The organism is Tamlana sp. s12 (genome assembly GCF_016767215.1).
In the GTDB taxonomy this organism is placed as follows: Bacteria; Bacteroidota; Bacteroidia; order Flavobacteriales; family Flavobacteriaceae; genus Pseudotamlana; species Pseudotamlana agarivorans.
This window is the reverse complement of sequence record NZ_CP068547.1, coordinates 2,614,292-2,637,030: the sequence shown is the minus strand read 5'-3', so window position 1 is coordinate 2,637,030 and position 22,739 is coordinate 2,614,292. Positions and strand designations below refer to the sequence as shown.

General features: G+C 34.6%; 17 protein-coding genes. 4 read left to right on the top strand and 13 right to left on the bottom strand.

The window, feature by feature from the left end; genetic code table 11:
* Positions 1-150: 150 nt before the first annotated feature.
* Positions 151-510, bottom strand: a complete 360-nt coding sequence (locus JJL45_RS11490) for a hypothetical protein (RefSeq protein ID WP_068605128.1) — start codon at positions 508-510, stop codon at positions 151-153.
* A 3-nt stretch (positions 511-513) separates the two neighbouring features.
* On the bottom strand, positions 514-1,146 hold the full coding sequence (locus JJL45_RS11485) for a hypothetical protein (RefSeq protein ID WP_068605130.1): 633 nt from the start codon (positions 1,144-1,146) through the stop codon (positions 514-516).
* Positions 1,147-1,642: 496 nt separating this feature from the next.
* Here JJL45_RS11485 and JJL45_RS11480 point away from each other — a divergent pair, with 496 nt between their 5' ends.
* Positions 1,643-2,074 carry a hypothetical protein gene (locus JJL45_RS11480; RefSeq protein ID WP_068602733.1) on the top strand — a complete coding sequence of 144 codons (432 nt, stop codon included), beginning with the start codon at positions 1,643-1,645 and terminating at the stop codon, positions 2,072-2,074.
* A 123-nt stretch (positions 2,075-2,197) separates the two neighbouring features.
* Here JJL45_RS11480 and xerA read toward each other — a convergent pair whose 3' ends face one another.
* Positions 2,198-3,328 carry a site-specific tyrosine recombinase/integron integrase gene (gene xerA, locus JJL45_RS11475; RefSeq protein ID WP_068605144.1) on the bottom strand — a complete coding sequence of 377 codons (1,131 nt, stop codon included), beginning with the start codon at positions 3,326-3,328 and terminating at the stop codon, positions 2,198-2,200.
* An 89-nt stretch (positions 3,329-3,417) separates the two neighbouring features.
* On the opposite strand from xerA, the gene JJL45_RS11470 reads away from it, so the two are divergent.
* The gene (locus JJL45_RS11470) at positions 3,418-3,810 is read left to right on the top strand and encodes a hypothetical protein (RefSeq protein WP_068605146.1); all 393 of its coding nucleotides are present in this window, start codon (positions 3,418-3,420) and stop codon (positions 3,808-3,810) included.
* 124 nt (positions 3,811-3,934) lie between these two features.
* The gene (locus JJL45_RS11465) at positions 3,935-6,439 is read left to right on the top strand and encodes a heavy metal translocating P-type ATPase (protein WP_068605148.1); all 2,505 of its coding nucleotides are present in this window, start codon (positions 3,935-3,937) and stop codon (positions 6,437-6,439) included.
* Between the two features lie 871 nt (positions 6,440-7,310).
* Here the strand turns inward: JJL45_RS11465 and JJL45_RS11460 are convergent.
* The 8 genes from JJL45_RS11460 to uvrA all read right to left on the bottom strand — a co-directional run bounded on the left by JJL45_RS11460 (position 7,311) and on the right by uvrA (position 20,400).
* Positions 7,311-8,273: a D-2-hydroxyacid dehydrogenase gene (locus tag JJL45_RS11460; RefSeq protein ID WP_068605150.1), complete on the bottom strand. Its 963-nt coding sequence runs from the start codon at positions 8,271-8,273 to the stop codon at positions 7,311-7,313.
* Between the two features lie 682 nt (positions 8,274-8,955).
* Positions 8,956-9,558 carry an outer membrane beta-barrel protein gene (locus JJL45_RS11455; RefSeq protein WP_068605152.1) on the bottom strand — a complete coding sequence of 201 codons (603 nt, stop codon included), beginning with the start codon at positions 9,556-9,558 and terminating at the stop codon, positions 8,956-8,958.
* A gap of 101 nt (positions 9,559-9,659) precedes the next feature.
* On the bottom strand, positions 9,660-10,334 hold the full coding sequence (locus JJL45_RS11450) for a hypothetical protein (protein ID WP_068605153.1): 675 nt from the start codon (positions 10,332-10,334) through the stop codon (positions 9,660-9,662).
* Positions 10,335-10,607: 273 nt separating this feature from the next.
* On the bottom strand, positions 10,608-11,078 hold the full coding sequence (locus tag JJL45_RS11445; RefSeq protein WP_068605155.1) for a hypothetical protein: 471 nt from the start codon (positions 11,076-11,078) through the stop codon (positions 10,608-10,610).
* A gap of 213 nt (positions 11,079-11,291) precedes the next feature.
* Positions 11,292-13,703 carry a thiamine pyrophosphate-dependent enzyme gene (locus JJL45_RS11440; RefSeq protein ID WP_068605157.1) on the bottom strand — a complete coding sequence of 804 codons (2,412 nt, stop codon included), beginning with the start codon at positions 13,701-13,703 and terminating at the stop codon, positions 11,292-11,294.
* A 171-nt stretch (positions 13,704-13,874) separates the two neighbouring features.
* Positions 13,875-16,703, bottom strand: a complete 2,829-nt coding sequence (locus tag JJL45_RS11435; RefSeq protein ID WP_242521385.1) for a metalloprotease — start codon at positions 16,701-16,703, stop codon at positions 13,875-13,877.
* 109 nt (positions 16,704-16,812) lie between these two features.
* Complete coding sequence (locus tag JJL45_RS11430) at positions 16,813-17,502, bottom strand: TIGR00730 family Rossman fold protein (protein WP_068605161.1); 690 nt, start codon at positions 17,500-17,502, stop codon at positions 16,813-16,815.
* Between the two features lie 48 nt (positions 17,503-17,550).
* The gene (uvrA, locus tag JJL45_RS11425; RefSeq protein WP_068605163.1) at positions 17,551-20,400 is read right to left on the bottom strand and encodes an excinuclease ABC subunit UvrA; all 2,850 of its coding nucleotides are present in this window, start codon (positions 20,398-20,400) and stop codon (positions 17,551-17,553) included.
* Between the two features lie 176 nt (positions 20,401-20,576).
* Here uvrA and JJL45_RS11420 point away from each other — a divergent pair, with 176 nt between their 5' ends.
* The gene (locus JJL45_RS11420) at positions 20,577-21,101 is read left to right on the top strand and encodes a hypothetical protein (protein WP_067149040.1); all 525 of its coding nucleotides are present in this window, start codon (positions 20,577-20,579) and stop codon (positions 21,099-21,101) included.
* A 113-nt stretch (positions 21,102-21,214) separates the two neighbouring features.
* Here the strand turns inward: JJL45_RS11420 and JJL45_RS11415 are convergent, their stop codons facing one another.
* Both JJL45_RS11415 and JJL45_RS11410 read right to left on the bottom strand, forming a co-directional pair.
* Positions 21,215-21,574, bottom strand: coding sequence for a hypothetical protein (locus JJL45_RS11415; RefSeq protein ID WP_068605165.1), 360 nt, complete (start codon positions 21,572-21,574; stop codon positions 21,215-21,217).
* Between the two features lie 387 nt (positions 21,575-21,961).
* Positions 21,962-22,681: a hypothetical protein gene (locus JJL45_RS11410; RefSeq protein ID WP_068605170.1), complete on the bottom strand. Its 720-nt coding sequence runs from the start codon at positions 22,679-22,681 to the stop codon at positions 21,962-21,964.
* Positions 22,682-22,739 lie beyond the last annotated feature (58 nt).

Genomic DNA, 22,739 nt, shown 5'->3' with positions numbered 1-22,739 from the left:
TATGAGTAGTTGCGTGGGTTAGCACTTAACTTTGCAAGTACACACCGAACTGAAAATCCGCGAGGATTTTCAGAAGTAGGCGAGAACAAGCAATTACTTATAGCCATTGTTGGCAACAGTATTTTTTTATTATTCAATTCGGTTTTAACTTTATTCCATTAGTTTTTTGAAATAATTTGAAATCGTTGTGTCTTTATTAGGTGACATTATTAAACTCATTGTTTTTTGAGTGATTGTGTCAAAATCTGATTGAGTAAATTGTCCTTTAAAACTCTCCGAATAAAATTCTCCGATAACCTCAAATATAGCTTTTAATTCCTCTTTTGATAATGGACCTTGGTTATTTTCAAATTTAGTTTTCTTTACACTTTCCATAAACTGTGCGGCAACGAATGCTCCTGCTTCTAATGCCGAATTTTTATCTATTTCATTTTTTTCTGCCAGTTTTGAAATTGTCATATGCAAGTCCAATGATATAGGCATTTTCATTTGTTCTTTGATACTTTCCATAATTTATTGTTCCATTGTAAAAATTGCCATTAATCTTTGAGGTGCTAAACGGTCTAACCATTGATGAGAATTGTTTGTTGGAAAAACTCCAGATGGTTGAGAACGAAGTTTAAACGCAGAAATAGGATTGCCATCCAATTCAGTTTGTTGAAGCCTTGTCAAAGGATTGAAAAAGTCTAAACCTTCTTTTTCTTTTGTAAATGTTTGCATTGTTCCGTCAAATGCTTTTACCATTTCAAAATCAATTCCGTTGGCTTTGTACAAGTCCACGTCTTCATTACCAACAGCTTGTAAAAGACTATCCATTGAAAAAGCTCCAATCATAATATCAATTTCTCTTTTAAAGTTGAAAGTTTTGAAGTTTCCAAAATCAACTTGAGATTTTAGACTGTTAAATTCGTTAGGAATAATTATTTGGTCATTTTCGACAAGTCCAAGAGTTTTGTACATTAAACCAAAAGGTGATTGAAGCATAATCTCAATATTTCGAGTACCAACATCATTTAGTTTGTTGCGAATAGGTAAGTCGGTTTCAATCGGTAGAATGTCGGTTTTTGATGTTCTATTTTTCCAAATATCATCAATGTTTGTTTTTGAAAATGCTTCTATAAAGCATTCTTTCATAAAATCATCCATAAGCTTTTAAAATGGTAATGTGTCGAGATATATATTTTCTTTCGTTTCTCTGACTTCGATTGATAAACGGGAATATTTATGAATTTTGTCGTAAAAATTTAAGTAATAATTTCTCTGATTATTTATTCTTTTTTCGTGTTCTATTTTGAATGTAAGTTGTCCTTCCGAACATTGTTTTGTACAACTAACCATATGTTTGAAAAAACTATAAAATCTTGTTTTGTTTGGCATTCCAGTCAGAACGTTTTTTGACATTAGAAAAGGAATGAATGATTTTGTATCGTAATTCACACACGAATTAATCAATTCAGTCCTAATTTTTTCTATGCTGTTCGTTTTGTTCATATTGTTGCCAACGGACTTGTATAAAAATTGAAGCCGTAAATAGACCATATTGTTGACGTTAACAAAATGGTATTAATAAACAGACAAAAGCTTTAAAATTAAGCACCTTAACAGGCTTTTGTTTTTATACTTTGTTAGGGTGCGTTATTTTATGAAACACATATTTTACTTTATTGGAATTGCTTTTATTATCTATGAAATGATTTGGTTACTAAACCCTAAAGACCAAGTAGAAAAAGCCAAAGAAATGAAAGAGGAAGGAAAAAAGAACAAAGGCAAAAAATGGGATGATTATACTGAAGAATACAAAAGCCTATTAAAAACTAAAGGTTTAGCAAGCCTTACGTTTACTTTATGGATGTTTGGTGGTTTATTAACTTTTAACTGGTTGGCTTTTCTTGTTAAAATAGCCTTTAACTTTATAATTATAGCACCAATTTCTAAACTAACACAATACAGTTGGGCGTACACTGGCTTGCATTGGTTTAACTCTTTGCTTGGTTTTGCCTTTGGGCTTTTTGTGATAGTAAACAGCTACCATTTGAAAATAGACTTGTACGCTTGGTTTTTAGGGTTGTTCTAATGCACCCTAACAATAGTATATCGAACATTATGTTCTATATATGATCAAATATAAGGATATGAATGTAATGTTTTATAAACCTTTTATATCAAAATGTGAAAAAATGATCTGAATGTTCCTATATCAATCATCCAAAGGGTTTTTAATAGCCTTAAATGTTGTGGTGGCTACATGCGTGTAAATTTCGGTGGTTTTAGTCGAACTATGACCAAGTAAAACCTGAATCTGTCTGATATCAACACCATCTTCTAACAAATGAGTTGCAAAACTATGTCTTAGAATATGTGGAGAGACTTTTAGTCGGATACCCGCTTTCTTTGCGGCTCTAGAAACAATTTGTGCAACACTTTGAGCTGAATATTGTTGACCATATGTGCCTTCTATTAGGTAAGTTTTCGGCCGCCACTCTATGTAATATTGACGTAAGTCGACCAATAAGTTTTCAGAAAGTATCGTAAATCGATCTTTTTTCCCCTTACCTGCATTAACTCGAATAACCATTCTGGAGCTATCAATATCCTGGAGTTTCAAATTGATCAGTTCACTACGTCTCATACCCGATGAATATAAAATAGAAACGATACATTTATGTTTTATGTTATTCGTATTGGCAATAATGCGTTTTACCTCGGCTTTAGAAAGTACCGTGGGCAACTTCTTTTCCTTTCTTGGTCGCTCAATTTGATAAAACCTATTTGGCATGCCTAATACCATTTCATAGTAAAACTTAATACTGTTTATGGCTATGTTAACAGAGGAATCCGATTTACCTTCCTGAACTAATTTTAAAATATATAACCGCACATCATTTTCATTAATCGCGTCGATCTCTTTACTGTAGTAATAATTAATAAACGCTTCAAAAGCCGATATGTACGATCTGGCCGTATTGTTAGCGTATTTTTTAATTTCCAATTTATCTAAATACGAAGTAGGGCACAAGCGGTAGTTTTGTGGTATCGCACGATTTCTAAACCAAGTAATATCTAAAGGTTCTGTGTTTTCATTTCGTGGTTTCTTATCAAAAAAATAATTGGCATTTACCCAGGCAACACCCGTAAAAATTTTGTAAATAATATCAAGATTTTCTTTTGTGTTTTTAACATAAGCCATATTAAACTCCTTACTCCATTTTACTTCTGGCAGTTGTTTTACAAGTGCATGAATAACCTTATCGGTGTTAAATTGCAATCCTATAAAACGCTCTTCCCTAATTAATAAATGCTTTAACGTGATGCTTCGACCTTTATACATGTTTTTTTTGACCAATATAGATGACGAAAAAATATTAGTAGTATATTATTTACACAATATTCGTATATTATGCTTTTAATGTGAAATTTATGAGGTTTTATAAAAATTGTTTGTATTGTGATGACGCTTTAAGCGGAAGAACTGATAAGAAATTTTGTGATGTGCAGTGTAAAAGTGCCTATCAATATCAACAATCAAAATTACAGCCCGAACGGTTCTATAATAAAGTAGATAATCAGCTGAAGCTTAATCGGAAAATTTTAAAAGAATTCAATAAAGGCGGAAAAGTAACGCTTCGAGCGGAGCTACTTATGGATCAAGGTTTTAATCCTAATTTCTTTACTCACTATTGGAAAAATCATAAAGGCGAAGTATATCTGTTTGTTTATGAATACGGATTTCTTAAAATTAAAGAGAACAATAAAACCAAATACCTCCTAATTTTATGGCAAAATTATATGGAACATAAATCACACGAATAGTTTATAAATAACTATTCATAACCAGTCACGGTGAATTTCATATGACACCAATTTTAGTGATACTTTTGATATCAAAAAGCTATTACAATTAATCGGTGATTATTAATTATTTAAGGTAATACTAATGAAACATACATATAAAATACAAGGAATGAGCTGTAATGGGTGTCGTTCGCATGTGGAAAAAGCACTATCAGATGTTGAAGGTGTTTCTGAAGTTTCGGTAAATTTAGAAAAGGCCCAAGCGACTATAAACATGGCTAATCATATACCCATTGAAACGTTTCAAGAAGCTTTAAAAAATGACGGTGGACAGTATGCCATTTATAATTTAAATGAAAAACCTTGTTGTAATAGTCAGCACAAAAAAGAAACGGTGAAGTCAGGCCAGGGTACAGGTGTTTTTTACTGCCCCATGCATTGCGAAGGAGATAAAACCTTCGATAAACCTGGTGATTGTCCCGTTTGTGGCATGGATCTCGTGGAAGAGAAAAACCTTTCGGTAGGGCAGGCTAATCAGTGGACTTGCCCCATGCATCCTGAAGTTATCAAGGATGAAGCTGGTGATTGTCCGATTTGTGGGATGGATTTGGTGCCTTTGGAAGGAGATTTATCTTCCGAAGAGAAAACCTATAAAAAACTACTTGGTAAATTTAAAATAGCTGTGGCGTTTACATTGCCCATCTTTTTAATTGCCATGAGCGAAATGCTTCCAAACAATCCATTGTACACGTTTCTCGATCAAAAATATTGGAATTGGGTACAGTTCTTTCTGTCTATTCCCGTGGTTTTTTATGCAACGTGGATGTTTTTTCAGAGGGCTTATAAAAGTATCGTAACATGGAATCTAAACATGTTCACCCTAATTGGCATTGGCGCCGGAATATCCTGGTTGTTTAGTGTATTCGGATTGATTTTTCCTAATGTTTTTCCCGATCAATTTAAAACCGAATTAGGCACAGTACATGTGTATTTTGAAGCGGCCACAGTAATTTTAACCTTGGTGCTTCTGGGACAGCTTTTAGAAGCTCGAGCTCATAGTAAAACCAATGCAGCCGTTAAAGAGTTGCTTAAACTAGCACCCAATAAAGCTATTAAAGTGGTTGATGGTGTAGATGTTGAAGTGCGTATAGATAACATCGCCACGCAAGACATTTTAAAGGTAAAACCTGGAGATAAAGTGCCTGTTGATGGCGTTATTACCCAAGGTGAATCTCGTATAGATGAATCCATGATTACCGGCGAGCCCATGCCTGTAACTAAAGTAGTGGGCGATAAAGTAAGTAGCGGTACCATAAATGGTAATCAAATGTTTCTAATGAAAGCCGAAAAAGTGGGCAGCGATACTTTGTTATCACAAATCATTCATATGGTTAACGATGCCAGTCGTAGTCGTGCGCCCATTCAAAAATTGGCCGATAAAGTCTCTGGGTATTTCGTTCCCGTAGTCGTGGCTATTGCCTTAATAACTTTTGTGGTTTGGGCTGTTTTCGGACCCGAACCTGCTTATGTTTATGCCTTGGTTAATGCCATTGCTGTGTTAATTATCGCTTGTCCGTGCGCACTTGGTTTGGCTACGCCGATGTCGGTTATGGTGGGGGTGGGTAAAGGTGCTCAAAATGGGGTGCTGATTAAAAATGCAGAAGCACTCGAAAAAATGGATAAAGTCAATACCCTAATTATCGATAAAACAGGAACCATTACAGAAGGCAAACCCAGTGTTGAAAAGATTGAGGTTTTCAATAGCGATGACTCGGAAGAGACCCTGCTTCAATTCATGGTAGCGTTAAATACCAATAGCGAACACCCATTGGCTGAGGCGACCGTTGCCTATGGCAAGACAAAAAACGTTCAGGTTTTGAAATCTGAAAACTTTAATGCAGTGACAGGAAAAGGTGTTGAAGCAACTGTTGAAGGCAAAAAGATAAGTCTTGGAAATCCTAAAATGATGGTCCATGCCCATGCTGAAATCACTTCCGCAATGACTGAAAAAGCTAAAACCTATCAGCAACAAGGCAAGACCGTCTCGTTTTTAGCGGTAGATAAAAAAGTAGTTGGTTTTGTGGTGATTGCCGATAAAATAAAGGAAACGAGTGCTCAAGCTATCAAAGAACTGCAAGATAAAGGTATTGAAGTGGTTATGCTTACTGGTGATAATTATGATACGGCGCAGGGTGTAGCGCAAACACTAAAACTTGACGATTTTAAAGCGGGGATGCTCCCTGAAGATAAACTCAATGTTGTTAAACAATTCCAAGAACAGGGTAGAGTGGTTGCCATGGCTGGCGATGGTATTAATGATGCTCCTGCACTCGCTAAAAGTGATGTGGGATTAGCCATGGGAACAGGAACCGATGTAGCTATAGAAAGTGCCATGATAACCTTAGTTAAAGGTGATTTGCACGGTATTGTAAAAGCCAGAAACCTTAGTGATAAAGTGATGCAAAATATTAAACAGAATTTGTTTTTCGCATTAATCTATAACACTGTGGGCGTGCCTATTGCTGCAGGGGTATTATTTCCGTTTTTCGGAATTCTCCTCTCACCAATGATTGCGGCACTAGCAATGAGTTTTAGTTCAGTTTCGGTGATAGCGAATGCCTTACGTTTAAGAAATGCTAAAATTTAGAGCTTTAAAAAATATCTTTTTCTTTGAATGTTTAATTGTGGAATAGTTAAATCGTGTAATCGAGCAACAACTCACAATGGAAGCAGTATGCCCTAAAAAGGAAAACATAGAGTGTTTTTTGATATTGAACGGTCGAATAGTTAAACCGTATAACCTAAGCTAGTTTCATAGATGTACCTGTCATACCGACGATAGGAGGTATCTCATTCTTAAATTTGAATCTTAATTGTTAAATCGTGTAATCGAGCAACAACTTATAATTGATGCAGTATCCCCTAAAAAGGGGATCATAGGGGTGTTTTTTAAGGTTGAACCTTCGAATAGTTAAACCCTGTAACCTAAGTGAGTTCCATAAACATACATGTCATACCGACACTAGGAGGTAGCTCACAATCAAAACGTGTTTTCAAGAGTTGCCTCACTACGTTCCACATGACAACAATTTGTAATCAAAGACATAACTACAAATTAAATCGATGAGCTAGTATCCCCTAATAAGGGGATTATAGGGGTGTTTTTGATGTTGAGTTGTAGAAATATTTCACCGTGTAATCAAGGTAATTACCATAAATACTACTGTCATACCGACAATAGGAGGTATCTCATTCTTAAATTTGAACCTTAATTGTTAAATCGTGTAATCGAGCAACAACTCACAATTGAAACAGTATCCCCTAGAGGACTATCGAGATGAAAACACAGTTTTAATCAAAGATACCCAGCGAAGCTGATAGGAGTGTTATTTAACTGTCAAATTGTTTACCTGAGTATTCGAAACAGCACTTCATTACATTGAAAATCTTAGTTTTTGAGAATCTGAAATAAATTCAGATTGACGTAAAATCAACTTTTAAGATAGTTTAGAGAATCCTTACCCAACCACATTCACAGGATTCTCCGCTATAAAGGCCTCTAAATTTTCAATAGCAGTTTTCATCAAACGCGTTCGAGCTTCTATTGGTGCCCAGGCTATATGTGGTGTAATGATGCAGTTTTTATCCGATAGTAACGGATTATTGGCTTCAATAGGTTCAACCGAAGCTACATCAATAGCCGCGGCGTAAACTTTATCGTTGTTAAGCGCTGTTCTTAAATCTTCTTCATGGATTAAGGGACCACGGGAGGTATTAATAATCATTACTCCATCTTTCATTTTATCAATATTTGTTTTATTGATGATATGCTTCGTTTCAGGAAACAGCGGACAATGAAGACTGATGATATCAGAGTTGTTTAATAATTCGTCTAGAGATACAAATTTACAGGTTTCCGATTCTAATTCAGGATATTTTGTTCGGCTGTAAGTCAGGATATTTAATCCGAATGCTTGGGCTATTTTAGCTGTAGCTTGACCAATATTTCCGAAGCCGATAATACCTAAAGTTTTACCATCTAATTCGATGAGCGGATGATTCCAAAATGAAAAATCAGGACTAGAACTCCATGCACCATTTTGAACCGCCTGGTTGTGATTACCCACATGATGACACATTTCGAGTAATAAAGCCATCGTAAATTGTGCCACGGATTTAGTACTATATTCGGGAACATTCGTCACAATAACATCACGACTTTTAGCAGCTTCAACATCAACAACATTATATCCAGTGGCTAAAACACCTATGTATTTTAAATTTGGAGCCTTTTGTATAACTTCTTTTGTAAGTGGTGTTTTATTTGTAAACACAATTTCTGCATCTCCAATGTTTTTTAAAATAACTTCCGATTCAAATTCAGTTCGATCATAAACGGTTAAATCTCCAATTTTCTCTAAACCTTCCCAGCTCAAGTCTCCTGGATTTAAAGTATATCCATCTAATACTACAATTTTCATGTCTTTATTATTTTATAGCAATATACAAAGCAAATTGAAATTATTTCAATTGTTGAACTAAGTAATTAGTGTTGAAAAAGGAGAGTATAATTGTGTTTTTTTTTGTTCAACCGTGGAATTGTTTAATTGTGTAATCATAGTTTTATACCATGAATATACTTGTCATACCGACGGTAGGAGGTATCTCTTTAGGTTGAAACATATTAAAAAGATATCTCACTGCCTTCGACATGACAATCATGTATTATCGAAAACACAATTATAAATCAAACCACTACTCAAATATCCCCTTGAGGACTATCGAGATGAAAACACCGTTTTTGTCGAAGATACCCAGCGTAGCTGATAGGGGTGTTTTTTTTCGTTCAACCGTGGAATTGTTTAATTGTGTAGTCATAGTTTTATACCATGAATATACTTGTCATACCGACGATAGGAGGTATCTCTTAAAGTTGAAACATATTTAAAAGATATCTCACTGCGTTCGACATGACAATCAAGTATTATCGAAAACACAATTACAAATCAAACCACTACGTAAATATCCCATAAAAAGGGGGCATAGAGGTGTCATTTTTGAAGATCCTTGAAGAAAATCACCCCAAATATAAGCACAAAAAAAGAGTTAAACTGTAACACGAATCATGTTATAATTTAACTCTTCTTTATAAATGAAATGTGCTTATGCACCAAGTTTAAATACAATTCCAGCACTAATTCCAGCTAAAGCAATGGTGCTTTGTGTGCTAACACCGCCACCTCCAGTGCCGATATAAAATCCTTCGTATTGAATTGGTAAAAATAGATTTCCTTGAACGTTTAAGCCAATTCTATCAGTTAGCATAAAGTTAGCACCTCCTTTAAAAAAGAAAGTAAAACGTGTTGAATTTTCATAATATTCAGGAGATACAAAAACAACACCCATACCACCTCCTAAAAAAGGCTTGATATTTTGGCTTCTTCCTAAGTAGTGATTAGCTCCTACAAGTAACCAGTCCATGTTAAGACTTGATGTAGAGTTGAAAGCAGGTCTGTTGTAATATTCGTCTCTTAGCTCCGTTCCTTGGTGGTAGTAGCTAATTTCCCCCATCAAATTAGGTCTTACTTCCATACCTAAAGTAACTCCAAATTGATCGCTATTTTCTATTTTTAAAAATCCATCGGGAAAATTTAGTTTAGCTCCAAATTGAGCTCCGTAAGAAGGCGTAATTTCAAAGTTCTGAGCAAATACAGCGCTTAAGGGAATAAGAAATAATACAGCGCATAAAAGGGTAATTTTTTTCATAATGTTCAATGTTTTAAGGGTAAATTAATTTTGATAATTTGGATACTAATATATAAAAAGTAATAATAACGGGATGTTAAATTGAATTTAGGGAAAAACAATTATTTCTTTTTAACCCCGTTAATAATTGTTTTGGCGTAATTTTTAGCCAAATTATGTCCCGTTTCTAAATTGTCTATTTTAGACGTAACCGAGGCTACTAGCTGATCTTTTTGTGGTAAATCTAAATTATAAACAACGGTTTCTAATACATAAACTTTTGCTGTTTGAGTGTCCACTTCAACAGGTTCGTAAACCCCTTCAAAACTCGGACTAGGTAGCGGGTAACTATAAAAACCATAAAAGCCCATGTCAAATAAATTAGAATAATCACTTAAAATCGTTCCAGCTTCGTAACCTCCAGAAGTGGTTGTTTTAGAAATCTCTTCAACACCAATAACGCGACTATACACAACACCGTTAAACCCATCTTTTTCTAGTTTCTCCTTAAATTTAGAAACAGCTTCTTTTGAAATAGAATCATTTGGGTTTATATCTGGATATTGTTTGTAACTAGAAGTAGCTTGTATATTTTCAGCTTTTAACTGTTTTGTGATTTGATCTTCATAAGCGGCCCTAAGTTTTGGCTTTTTTACTTTAACAATTACTAAAACATTTTTAGATTTTATGGATGCAACATTGCCCGAAGTCCAGTGGTTTACTTCTTGTACACTAGAGCATCCGGACAGAATAAAGATAGTAGCAAGTGTTAATAATTTGAAAATTGAAGGCTTCATATTTATATTTTGTAGTTAATTAAATGATATTTTTATTTCTGAGGGTATTAATTCCTTTAACATAGCACAAATATAAACTTTGAAAAGTATTTATTTGATAGGCTCAGTTATTTAATTGTGATGTTTTTTTAATTTATGATTCTTAAGTTTTTTCTTTTGATATGGTTTTTACCAAGGAAAACCAATATAGTCATCGGAAAATAGAGGGCATTCATTTTTGTTAAAATTAGTGTGAATTGGTGTCTCATTTAATTCTTTCGAAATGGAATAAACTCACAATTCCTCAATCATCAAATTAAAATCATACTGTAAATCCTCGTGAAGGGTACTTATAATTTTCTTTGCCAGTGCTAACTGTCGGTTATAAAGATTCTGAAGTTGTACACTCTTAGAAATGGATGGTCTAAAGGCTTTAAGTTGTTTACAAAAATAGAGCAGTAGTTCTACTTCCGTTTCTTTTTTCGGGGAGTATCGAATAAACTTTTTAACGTTGCGGAGTATTTTTCGCGTACTTTTTCTTATGTAAAAGTAGCTGGTACGATTTATAGTTTTAAACTCGTCATCCATGTAACCCTTAACACTTTTAATATAGTCATCTTCATGATGAGATTCAAAAAGTAAATAGGTGAGGAGTTCCTTGTTTTCTTTTTTAAAACGTGACAAGCGTAAACAAAGAGCTTGTAGTTCTTCAGTCGATAGGGTATCTAACTCTTTTTTTATTTCTCTTACGGAAACAGCTTTCATGTTATTTTAGGCGGAATTGTTTAATGGTTTAATCACCTCACTATTTGATCAGTTAGTGGTTTTTGGTTAACTGAAAACAAGTTATTGGATGAAAGAATCATGGCCTCTTCGACTTTTGTAGAGTGGCATTTTTCTGAAATTTAATTACAAAATAAGTGATTAATCCTGAATTTTAACCAATCTAAAATATTTAATTCACTGAAAGTAGCCTACTTACCTTATTTTAGGAAATTTCGTAGGGTTGCTTTCGTGCATAACCTGGTAAATACCTTCAAAAATATCTTCGGCTGAAGGTTTAGAAAAGTAATCGCCATCATTACCATAAGCAGGTCGGTGTGCATTGGCAGTTATGGTTTTAGGCGCACTGTCTAAATACTGAAAGGCTTTTTGTTCGTTCAAAATATGGTCTAGAATATATGCCGAAGCACCGCCAGGAACATCTTCGTCAATAATGACTACACGATTCGTTTTGGCTATACTCTTTACAATATCATGATTCAAATCGAAAGGCATCAACGATTGTACATCAATAACTTCAGCATCAATGCCTGCAGCTAATAATTCTTTACTAACTTGTTCTACAATACGAAGCGTAGATCCGTAAGAAACTAAGGTGATATCTTGACCTTCTTTTAGTGTTTCCACAACACCAATAGGTGTTTTCATAACTCCTAAATTATTCGGCATTTTTTCTTTTAAACGGTAACCGTTTAAACATTCCACCACAATGGCAGGATCGTCACCTAATAATAAAGTGTTATAAAATCCGGCAGCCTTGGTCATATTTCTAGGTACAAGTAGATTTACCCCTTTTACAAGATTTAAAATACCTCCCATCTGTGAACCTGAGTGCCAGATACCTTCTAAACGATGGCCACGGGTTCTTATAATTAAAGGCGATTTTTGTTTTCCTTTTGTTCTGTAATGTGTCGTTGCTAAATCATCGCTTATAATTTGTAAAGCGTACATGATATAGTCTAAATATTGAATTTCAGCAATAGGTCGTAAGCCTCTTAGTGCCATACCAATTCCTTGTCCTAATATAGTAGCTTCACGTATACCCGCATCGGCAACACGAAGTGCGCCATACTTGGCTTGTAAGCCTTCAAGACCTTGATTTACATCACCAATATTACCAGTATCTTCTCCGAAAATTAAAGATTCGGGGTAGTTTTTAAAAATGGCATCAAAATTATCACGTAAAATAATTCGAGCGTCAACCATTTCAGCATGGTCATCATAGCTTGGTTTAACTTCTTTAATACGTGTATTGCCTCCTTGTGTTTGTGAATATAAATGTGAACTAAATGCAGGTTGAACATTTTCAAAAATAGTGTCAATCCAAACTTGAAGCTTTCGTTTTTCTTCGAAATTTTCAAATACTAAATATCTTAATACTTTTCTAGCATTAGAGAGCAAGTCTTTGCGTGTTGGTTCATCTATGTTTGTAAGCGACTCAATTATTTTAGCGATAAAAACACCGTTAGCACTTATTTTTGCTATAGGTTTTAAGAGCGCAATTAATTCTTGCTGTTCTCTGCTAATTGGTCTTAAAAAAGTGTTCCATGCATTTTTCTTAGCTTCTCGAACATCACGTTTGGCAGCGCGATCAATTTCAATAAGGGCTTCATTAGTTGCAATGCCGCTTTCTATAATCCAATTACGGAATTTAAGATTGCAGTCATTGTCAGATTCCCATTCTAATCGTGCGGCATCCTTATAACGTTCGTGTGACCCCGAAGTAGAGTGACCTTGAGGCTGAGTTAATTCTGTAACATGTATTAAAACAGGCACGTGCTCTTCTCTAGCTATTTTACCAGCTTCTTGGTAGGTTTCAACTAAATTTGCATAATCCCAACCTTTAACGCGTAAAATTTCGTAGCCTTTATTTTCACTATCACGCTGAAAACCTTTAAGGATTTCAGAGATGTTTTCTTTAGTAGTTTGATGTTTGGCGTGTACTGAAATACCGTATTCATCATCCCAAACACTTATCACCATAGGCACTTGAAGCACGCCTGCGGCATTTATGGTTTCAAAAAACAAACCTTCGCTAGTACTAGCATTACCAATAGTTCCCCAAGCAACTTCATTACCGTTAATTGAAAAATTACTAGCATTAATACCTTTTACATTTCTAAATATTTTTGAAGCTTGAGCTAGTCCTAATAAGCGCGGCATTTGCCCAGCTGTAGGTGAAATGTCGGCACTAGAATTGTATTGTTCGGTAAGGTTTTTCCAGCTTCCGTTTTCATTTAAACTATGCGTTACAAAGTGGCCTCCCATTTGGCGACCAGCAGACATAGGTTCTAATTCTAGATTCGTGTTGGCATATAGTCCTGAAAAGAATTGTTCTGGAGTAAGTGCTCCAATGGCCATCATAAAGGTTTGGTCTCTGTAATATCCAGAGCGCCAATCACCTTTCTTAAAAGCTTTAGCCATAGCTAATTGAGGTACTTCTTTACCATCACCAAAAATGCCAAATTTAGCCTTTCCGGTTAGTACTTCACGTCTACCCAATAGACTACATTCTCGACTTATTATGGCTATTCTATAATCATTTAATACTTCTGTTTTAAAATCTTCAAATGATAGGTTGTTGCTCAAATCTGATAAGGTTTGCATAGAAGCCGTGCTTTTAAGTTGTTGCAAAAGTAGTTAATATTTAGCTTTTTTGCAATTATAAAAGATCTTAAGTTGTTGAGGATAATTAAACAGAGAAGCCTATATGGAGTGTTTTGTTAGAATAAATTAATCAAAATCACTGTTTTATTGATTATTTTTAAATCTTAACACTTAAAACCAACGTCTTCTGAATAATCCTAGAAGGGATTGTGGATCCACAGTAAAAATGAATCTAATGTGCTGACTGTAATTTGGTTGAGTTATTTCCCAACCTAAATTTGAATAAATAGGGAAGTAGAGTTCGAAATAGTCGGTAACCAAGTTTACACGTAATCCAGTACCATAAACAAACTTAGGGTCTTCATATTTGTTTTTCACGAATCCTATATCTCCATAAAGTAAGATATAGCGCCACAAGGTTGTGCTTGCATTTAAGGTTGTAATCCATTGGTTAGCAAAAGCAGGATCTAATTTGGATTTGAATCCGCCTTCAGCAGGAATGTATTGCTGACTGAAAATCCCTGTAGTTTCAGAACGACCTAAATAGTTATAATCAAATAAGTAATCGGTTGGACGGTCTAAGGCAAAACTGAAATAATCTGAATTAGGATCGTTATTATTCTTTAAAAATGTACCCGCAAAAGCTCTAACGTTGATTTGGCGGTTGTTTTCAAAAAGATGCCTGTATTCATAATTTAATGACAGTTTGCTAAACTCATTACTAAATTGTAAATCGACATACCATTTGTAAAAATTGATCAGGTTGTCGTTTGAATAAATAAATCGCGTATTAAAGAGTGAGTAATTGGGTTCGTCGCTTGTTATAATGTGTTGCTCATCTTCATCTCTATGGATGTCTACAAATCGGAAGTATAAAGCACCGCGCTTGTTCGATCGAAAATCGTTATTATCACGATACAATAAAGACACTGAAGGGGTAACGCGTCGCACGAATAAATCTTCAGCATAAGACATATATGAACCTGTAAATCCGTAATTGAGGTAATATAAATTACGGTTTTGGATATTATGCGTTTTTGAAACCGTTACCGAACCCGTTACCGAATTGGAGCCAAACGAATATTGTGGTGCAACTTTATAATAAAACATACGACGTAAAACGGTTTTGTTATACGCCTTTAATCCTAAGTTAATACCGTCGTAAATGTTATTGAATTCTAAAATGGGCATTAAAAAAACCTGGCTGTAGTTCGGATCTTCAATATCTTTAAACAAACGTATTTGTAATGGTTTGTTATTTGAAAGGGGGCCTTTTAAAGATTTCCAATTGTCCCTTAAATTGAACTCTGGTATCGTATTATCATAATTTAATACCAGTTTATCACCATCATTTCTAGCTATGGTAAGCGTTTTGTATTCTTTAATGTCTTCTACCCATTGTTTAGCGACTACACTATCGTTTTTAAGGGTGTATAAAGAAACAGGCATGTTGTTCTTGCCTTTATTTTTAATGGTTAAGGTGATGGAGTCTTCGGTTTTACTTACTTTTTTAATCTTGTAATCCATCACTTTTCTAGTAGCCAAGTAATCTGTGAAAAACCAATCGATATTCTTATCAGTGTGTGATTTTAAATGTTCTTCAAAAGCAGAAACAGAGGTGTTTTTTAGCTTTGATGTTTTTACATAATTTTCTATGCTTTCTTCAACCATTTCTTTATCGGTGAAATCGTCGAGATATTTAAATCCGATACCTGCTTTATATTTATTAGCAATGTTGGCGTTAAACTTTAAAAGCGAATCTTTTGCTGTTGTTAACGCTTGATCGCGATTGGTTCGGGCCATAATCATAAAGGCAAGGATGTACTTGTCGTTGTACATCATATCTGAAGCATGAAAGGGTCTGGCAGCCCAAAAATCGGCAATAGAACCCAAGAACTTCATGTTTGGGTAAAACTGATCTACATATTGCATCATGTAGTAAACTTGAATCCCATCAATGAGCCATTGTTCGGTTCTCGGATTGAGAAGTAAAGTGTTTTCTAAATAATTATATAAAGCAACCTTTAAAATTTTAAGCTCATATTCGAAACTTATAGGGTGTGTTTTTATAAATTTTGGAAGAAAATTTAAACCATAAATAGGGTCTTTATCATAATCAATTTGTGAAAGCAAAAGTTTTTTATGGGGATATGCTCCAAAGTTTTCTGTTATAAATTTGACTACTTTTTCCTTGATAACTACCTGATCTAAAAGCTCAACACCTTTACCTGAAATATCAGAAACTAACGATAAATTATCGGTTTCAACAGTATCGAAATGTGAATACTTTTGAAGAAAAAGTTTGTTGGAATTTCGATTTTCTCCTATTAATGTAATTATTTGATTTTCACCTGTTTCAGACAGGTTAATTAAATCTAAATCTGAAGTAAGTTTGTAGTTAATAGGATAGGTGATTTCTAAAGAAACATCAGCCTTGGGTATAAATAAATCATCCAAATTCTTGTTACTGTAATAATGCCAAGTACCATCGTAAACCGCAGGGGTTATATACCAATATCTTAAACTTATTTCACCAGTATCAGTAATACCGTATCGCGTAAATTGTGCATGAGGGATTCTTACGTTGTATTCCAAATCTAGGGAATAGCTTCCGTAAGGTTCTATGGGTTCCTTTAGATAGACTTTTAGAATATCTTGTTGGTTTTTCAATACATCATAATCTAAACGCTTTCCATTTTGCCTAATATGTTCAATGATTGTAAAGCCGCGATCTTCGTTTTTAACCAACTGAAATTCGTCTTTGTACTCTTCAGCCAATCTCTTGGCCAATGGTGTGTGTTTGGAAGAATAACTGTTATTCCAATCGTTAAGGTAAATGCTTTCTAATGTGTTATCAGAATCATTATAATATTGTATGGTTTGAGATATTTTTATAGCTCTGTTTTCCACATCAAATTCAGCCTTAACCTCAATTTTATTCTGACTAAAACTAAGAAGGCATGATAAGATGAAAATACAATTAAAAAGAGCTTTTCTCAACAATAATAGCATTTGGGTTAATGTAAATTAGGTAACTTTTGGGTACGACTACAATGTATCACTTTAAATTCAATAACGATGGAATCTTCATTATAATGCGAGCTTGGCATTAAAAATTCGGACTTAAATCTGAGCTTTTATAGAATTCGTCAAGGATATCAATAACTTCATCTTCGGTATCTACCATGTGAATGAGGTCTAAGTCTTTCGGACTAATATTTGCATAGCCATCTAAAAGCGTGGTTTTAATCCATTCGAATAAGCCAGCCCAGAAATCTCTTCCGACCAAAATGATAGGGAATTTTCCAATTTTATGTGTTTGTATAAGTGTAATCGCTTCAAAAAGTTCGTCTAAGGTTCCAAAACCTCCTGGCATAACCACAAAACCTTGAGAGTATTTTACAAACATCACTTTACGGACGAAAAAGTAATCGAAATCTAGATTTTTATCTGCATCAATGTAAGGATTGTCGTGTTGTTCAAAAGGCAATTCAATATTCAATCCTACAGAAGTTCCTCCGGCTAAATGCGCGCCTTTATTTCCTGCTTCCATGATTCCTGGTCCGCCACCAGTAATCACACCATAACCACCCTCAACAATTTTTTTAGCAACACTTTCTGCCAGTTTATAATATTTATGGTCTGGTTTTGTTCTAGCGGAACCAAAAATGGATACACACGGACCTATTTTGCTCATTTTTTCAAAACCACTTACAAATTCTCCCATAATTTTAAAAATGGCCCATGAATCGTTGGTTTTAATTTCGTTCCATCCTTTTGGGTGTTTTTCTGCTCTCATAATTTGATGTTTTTTTATGCTTTATGCGGTATGCTGTAGGCTTTATGCTTATAGCCTAGAGCTTACAGCTTTTAACTCTTTTTTTAAAAATTTAGCCGTATGGCTTTTCTTGTGTTTGACAACTTCTTCAGGCGTGCCTTCAACAATGACTTTTCCGCCGCCTTTTCCGCCTTCGTAACCAATATCTATAATGTGGTCTACGGTTTTAATAACATCTAAATTGTGTTCAATAATGAGTACCGTATTGCCTTTGTCGGCAAGCTTGTTAAGTACTATCATAAGCACACGAATGTCTTCAAAATGTAATCCTGTGGTTGGCTCGTCTAAAATATAAAAGGTGTTTCCTGTATCTTTTTTAGATAATTCGGTGGCTAGTTTTATACGTTGTGCTTCACCTCCAGAAAGGGTAGTACTTTGTTGTCCTAGTGTGATGTAACCTAAACCAACATCTTTTATTGTTTTTAATTTTCGGTGTATTTTAGGAATGTGCTCAAAGAAATCGACCGCCTCATTCATGGTCATCTCCAACACATCACTAATACTTTTGCCTTTATATCGAATTTCTAATGTTTCGCGGTTAAAACGCTTGCCTTGACAAGTTTCACATTCCACATACACATCAGGTAAGAAATTCATTTCAATAACGCGTAAACCGCCACCTTGACAAGTTTCACAGCGTCCACCTTTAACGTTAAAACTGAATCGACCAGCTTTGTAACCCCTTACCATAGCTTCAGGAACTTTAGCAAATAAAGCTCTAATTTCACTAAAAGTACCTGTATAAGTGGCAGGATTACTTCGTGGCGTTCTACCTATGGGCGACTGGTTAATATCAATAACTTTATCGATGTGCTCTAAGCCTTTAATGCTTTTATAAGGCATAGGCTTTTTAACGCCATTGAAATAATGCGCATTTAAAATAGGGTAGAGCGTCTCGTTAATTAAAGTTGATTTTCCACTACCAGATACCCCTGTAACACCTATCATTTTTCCTAAAGGAAATTTTACGGATACGTTTTTTAAATTATTACCCGTACACCCTTTTAACTCTATAAAATGGCCATTGCCTTCGCGGCGCTTTTTAGGAATTTCAATTTCTTTTTTGCCGTTTAAATAATCGGCAGTTAAAGTATTGTGGGTTTTTAGTTCATCAGGATTACCTATACTGATGATTTCACCACCATATTTTCCGGCTTTAGGGCCGATATCAATAACGTAATCGGCACGTTCAATCATGTCCTTATCGTGCTCTACAACAATAACAGAGTTTCCAATATCACGTAAGGAGACTAAAGAATTGATGAGTTTTTCATTATCACGTTGATGCAGTCCAATACTAGGTTCATCCAAAATATAGAGGACACCAACCAATTGCGAACCTATCTGTGTGGCTAATCGGATACGTTGTGCTTCACCACCAGAAAGTGATTTTGAGCTTCTGTTTAAACTCAAGTAATCTAAACCAACGTCTAATAAAAACTGTAATCTTGATTTTATTTCTTTGAGAATTTCTTCTGCAATTTTTAGTTGTTTTTCCGAGAGTTTCTCGTTTAGCACATCAAACCATTGGGCTAACTCTACAATATCGGTTTGGGCTAATTCGGCAATGTTTTTACCGTTTAGTTTGAAGTAAAGTGACTCTTTTCTTAAGCGTGAACCTTCGCAAACAGGACAGTCAACCTTATCCATAAAATCTTTTGCCCAGCGTTTTATAGAGGTCGATTCGGCATTATTGTATTGATTTTCAATAAAATTGGCAATGCCTTCAAAATCTATTTTATAATCTCGCGTAACACCTAAGGTCTTACTTTCTATAGAGAATTTTTCATTGCCTCCGTACAAAATCATTTGTTTTGCTTCTGCAGGAATGTCTTTATAAGGATCTGTTAAACTGAAATTAAAGCGTTGAGCAATCGTTTCCAGCTGTTTAAAAATCCAACTGTTTTTTTTCGGTCCCTGCGGTGCTAATGCGCCGTTATTTATGGAAATAGAATCGTCGGGAATTATTTTGGCTTCGTTAACCTGATAAAGATTTCCGATACCATTACAATTTGGACAAGCTCCTTTAGGCGAGTTGAAAGAGAAATTGTTAGGTTCTGGATTCGGATAGGATATTCCTGAACTCGGACACATTAAATTACGACTAAAATAGCGGGTTTCCTGAGTGTCTTGATCTATAATTAATAACACATCATCACCGTGATACATGGCTGTATTTATGGTTTCAGAAAGTCGCTTGTCGTTATCGGCCGAATCGTTAATAACCAATCGATCTATAACTATTTCGATGTCATGATTCTTGTAACGATCTAATTTCATGCCTTTAGTGATGTCTTTAATCTCACCATCGGTGCGCACTTTTACAAAGCCTTGTTTTCCTATTTGCTCGAATAATTCGCGATAATGCCCTTTTCTGGAACGTACCACTGGTGCTAAAATATTGATGCGCTTTCCTTTAAAATCACTGTAGATGAGTTCTTTTATTTGGTCGTCGCTATAGCTTACCATTTTCTCGCCGGTGTTGAAGCTGTAAGCATCTGAAGCACGAGCAAAAAGTAAACGCATGAAATCGTAAATCTCAGTAATGGTACCTACGGTAGATCGTGGCGATTTACTAGTCGTTTTTTGCTCTATGGCAATAACGGGAGATAAGCCATCAATTTTATCAACATCCGGACGTTCCAAGCCACCTAAAAACTGTCTGGCGTAAGCCGAGAACGTTTCTATATATCGGCGCTGACCTTCAGCATATATGGTGTCAAAAGCTAAAGAAGATTTTCCGCTCCCCGATAAACCTGTAATAACTACAAGCTTTTCTCTAGGAATGGAGACATCAATGTTTTTTAGATTGTGAACTCTAGCTCCTTTAACCTCAATAAAATCGTTGAATTGGCTCATAAATTTGCAAAAGCGCAAAGTTACAATTTTAGTTGTTAAATTCTTGTGAAGTTTTGTAGTCTTCCGCGAAAGGGCTATATAAATTTTTGCTTTGGTTTTCAACTTTATTTTTCTTTAAAATTTCTTTTGAAGACCTTATATTTAGCTGAGTAAAACCATTAAGATAATTTAGACTTATGAAAATATTAGGAATAGGATCACGCATAAATCATTCTGAATTTGGTAAGGGTGTGATAACCAACGTAACAGCTCAATATTATTGGGTGACTTTTATAGATAACGGCTTAGAAACCATTGAAATTGATAGTGATTTTGAGGTTATTGAAGCAGCCGATGGCGATGTAGATACCATTAGTTTTGCTGAAGTTGAAAGTAGTTTGGTGCGTATATTGAAAAAATATAGTGATGTGAGCGAGGTGGTGCCAATTGCTGATAAATACAAGGGCGGAAAAATAATTCTTGAACCTGGCGACACCAATTTGAAAGCTTACGAATTGCCTATAGATAAGTTTTTTAATAAGATTATTATGGTTAGAGATCGCCTTCGTGTTATGGAGCAACGTATTAATTCGAGCGATTTAGATGAACAAAGTAAAGTGGACTTGCAACAGTACATTACCAGGATTTACGGTAGCTTAACGAGTTTTAATGTGCTTTTTAAGTCCGATAGCCATAAGTTTGTAGGGCAGCGCAGTAAGTAAAATTATTTCAGTAGACTTCAAAAAAAAAGGATTACCTTATTTGGAAATAAAGTAATCCTTTTTCAAGTTTATGTAGTATATGAGGACTAATTCTTATAATCTAAAACTTTTAATTATTTTTTAGATATTTCGCCAGAATTTAAGGCTTTCGTTAAATCGGCATCTACAGCGTTTAAATAACCGAAGAATTTCTTTCCATTTTTACGTTCTAAAGTGACTTGTGTGTTACCTTGATTGTTAGTTGTTACATTTTTTACCACAACAACTTCTCCATCTACACTGCTATAGTTTCCAATACCCCCACGTTTTACAATAAAATTAAGTCTAGGGAAATCAACATGATTGAACTTGTCTGCTTTTTGAACGTTAATCACAAGCTCATCACCAACTTGAACATCTTGACTAATTGGATTTGTAGTGTTCGCAAAAGAAAAACCAAAGGCTAAAAACAATAAAAAAGTTAATTTTTTCATAGGACTATAATATTAAAATTTATGGGTCTGTTTAAGTGCTTTACTTAAATCTTGTACTAAAGTACACAAGAAAAACAGGCTGTTAAAATCCGTTTTGAAGTCCTTAACAATTGTTAATTATTGGCTAATTTTATGCGAGGGATATAAATTTTAGGGTATAGGTATCCATAAAAAATCTTTTATAAATTTTAGGGGTGTCTTTTGGATGGGTAAGTGGAATTATTACCATAAAAGTAATGTGATGGTATCCTAATTTGTAGGGTTGTTGATTTTTAAAAATTTGTAAAAAATTAACAAACTTTAACAGTTTTATGTCGCTACTCATACTTCATTACTGAGTATTTCTTATTATTCAATAAAAAAAGCAAAGAATTTTAATTTAATGATTTAGTTATATCCCTTAATATCAGTGATTTCTAGACCTAAAAACAACATTTTATGAAATTCGGGGAGTTGTGCTCCAGTTTCAGTCGTTTTCCATCGGTTCCATGAAGCTTCTAATCCATCGATAGGTAAAATAGAAGTCCACATTTTAAATGCGACCGGTTTATAATCATCATCCATTAACCATAAATACGAATCGCCAGGGGTAGAGCCTCCAGAAGTGTAAGTAACTAATAAGGCATCATTGTTTGTAGTTTTAACCAATCGGCGCTCCACGCCTTTGTCAAAAACCTTATATGGAGCGACGAGCCAAAAGGAATCGTTGTTAAAATAGTTGGTAGCTGTTTCAATAAGTTCTGGTGCTAATTCACTCTGATTTATAAAACCTTGAATATAAACTTTAGTGTTTTCTTTATTATTTAAATCTAAAACCACCCGATAGGATTTCCAATATACTTCGCAGATGTTATTTTTTTTATCCCACTTATAATGGTGACGTTTTTTAAAGGTCCATTCAATGTGATCTGTGTTTTTGTAGGCTTCGTAATTTAAAGCCTCTAGCATATTATGGGCTAATTGGTCGGCAGTTTCTCCCTGAACCCCGGTAGGTAGATCTTCATTATATTTAAAATAAAGGAAACCGAAAAAAAGTAAACTAGGAAGAGTGAAAAAAATAATGACACCGGCTATAATTTTAAATACTTTAGTTGATTTTTTTGGCATAAAATGTTTTTTTAGGGCTTGGTTAGGTCTAATTTACTAATTACATCCTTTTAAAGAT

Coding starts and splice junctions, on each gene's coding strand:
- uvrA (WP_068605163.1), bottom strand. CDS start 20,400: ATGAGCCAATTCAACGATTTTATTGAGGTTAAAGGAGCTAGAGTTCAC.
- JJL45_RS11455 (WP_068605152.1), bottom strand. CDS start 9,558: ATGAAAAAAATTACCCTTTTATGCGCTGTATTATTTCTTATTCCCTTA.
- JJL45_RS11490 (WP_068605128.1), bottom strand. CDS start 510: ATGGAAAGTATCAAAGAACAAATGAAAATGCCTATATCATTGGACTTG.
- JJL45_RS11485 (WP_068605130.1), bottom strand. CDS start 1,146: ATGGATGATTTTATGAAAGAATGCTTTATAGAAGCATTTTCAAAAACA.
- JJL45_RS11440 (WP_068605157.1), bottom strand. CDS start 13,703: ATGCAAACCTTATCAGATTTGAGCAACAACCTATCATTTGAAGATTTT.
- JJL45_RS11460 (WP_068605150.1), bottom strand. CDS start 8,273: ATGAAAATTGTAGTATTAGATGGATATACTTTAAATCCAGGAGACTTG.
- JJL45_RS11465 (WP_068605148.1), top strand. CDS start 3,935: ATGAAACATACATATAAAATACAAGGAATGAGCTGTAATGGGTGTCGT.
- JJL45_RS11430 (WP_068605161.1), bottom strand. CDS start 17,502: ATGAGAGCAGAAAAACACCCAAAAGGATGGAACGAAATTAAAACCAAC.
- JJL45_RS11445 (WP_068605155.1), bottom strand. CDS start 11,078: ATGAAAGCTGTTTCCGTAAGAGAAATAAAAAAAGAGTTAGATACCCTA.
- JJL45_RS11480 (WP_068602733.1), top strand. CDS start 1,643: ATGAAACACATATTTTACTTTATTGGAATTGCTTTTATTATCTATGAA.
- JJL45_RS11410 (WP_068605170.1), bottom strand. CDS start 22,681: ATGCCAAAAAAATCAACTAAAGTATTTAAAATTATAGCCGGTGTCATT.
- JJL45_RS11420 (WP_067149040.1), top strand. CDS start 20,577: ATGAAAATATTAGGAATAGGATCACGCATAAATCATTCTGAATTTGGT.
- JJL45_RS11415 (WP_068605165.1), bottom strand. CDS start 21,574: ATGAAAAAATTAACTTTTTTATTGTTTTTAGCCTTTGGTTTTTCTTTT.
- xerA (WP_068605144.1), bottom strand. CDS start 3,328: ATGTATAAAGGTCGAAGCATCACGTTAAAGCATTTATTAATTAGGGAA.
- JJL45_RS11450 (WP_068605153.1), bottom strand. CDS start 10,334: ATGAAGCCTTCAATTTTCAAATTATTAACACTTGCTACTATCTTTATT.
- JJL45_RS11470 (WP_068605146.1), top strand. CDS start 3,418: ATGAGGTTTTATAAAAATTGTTTGTATTGTGATGACGCTTTAAGCGGA.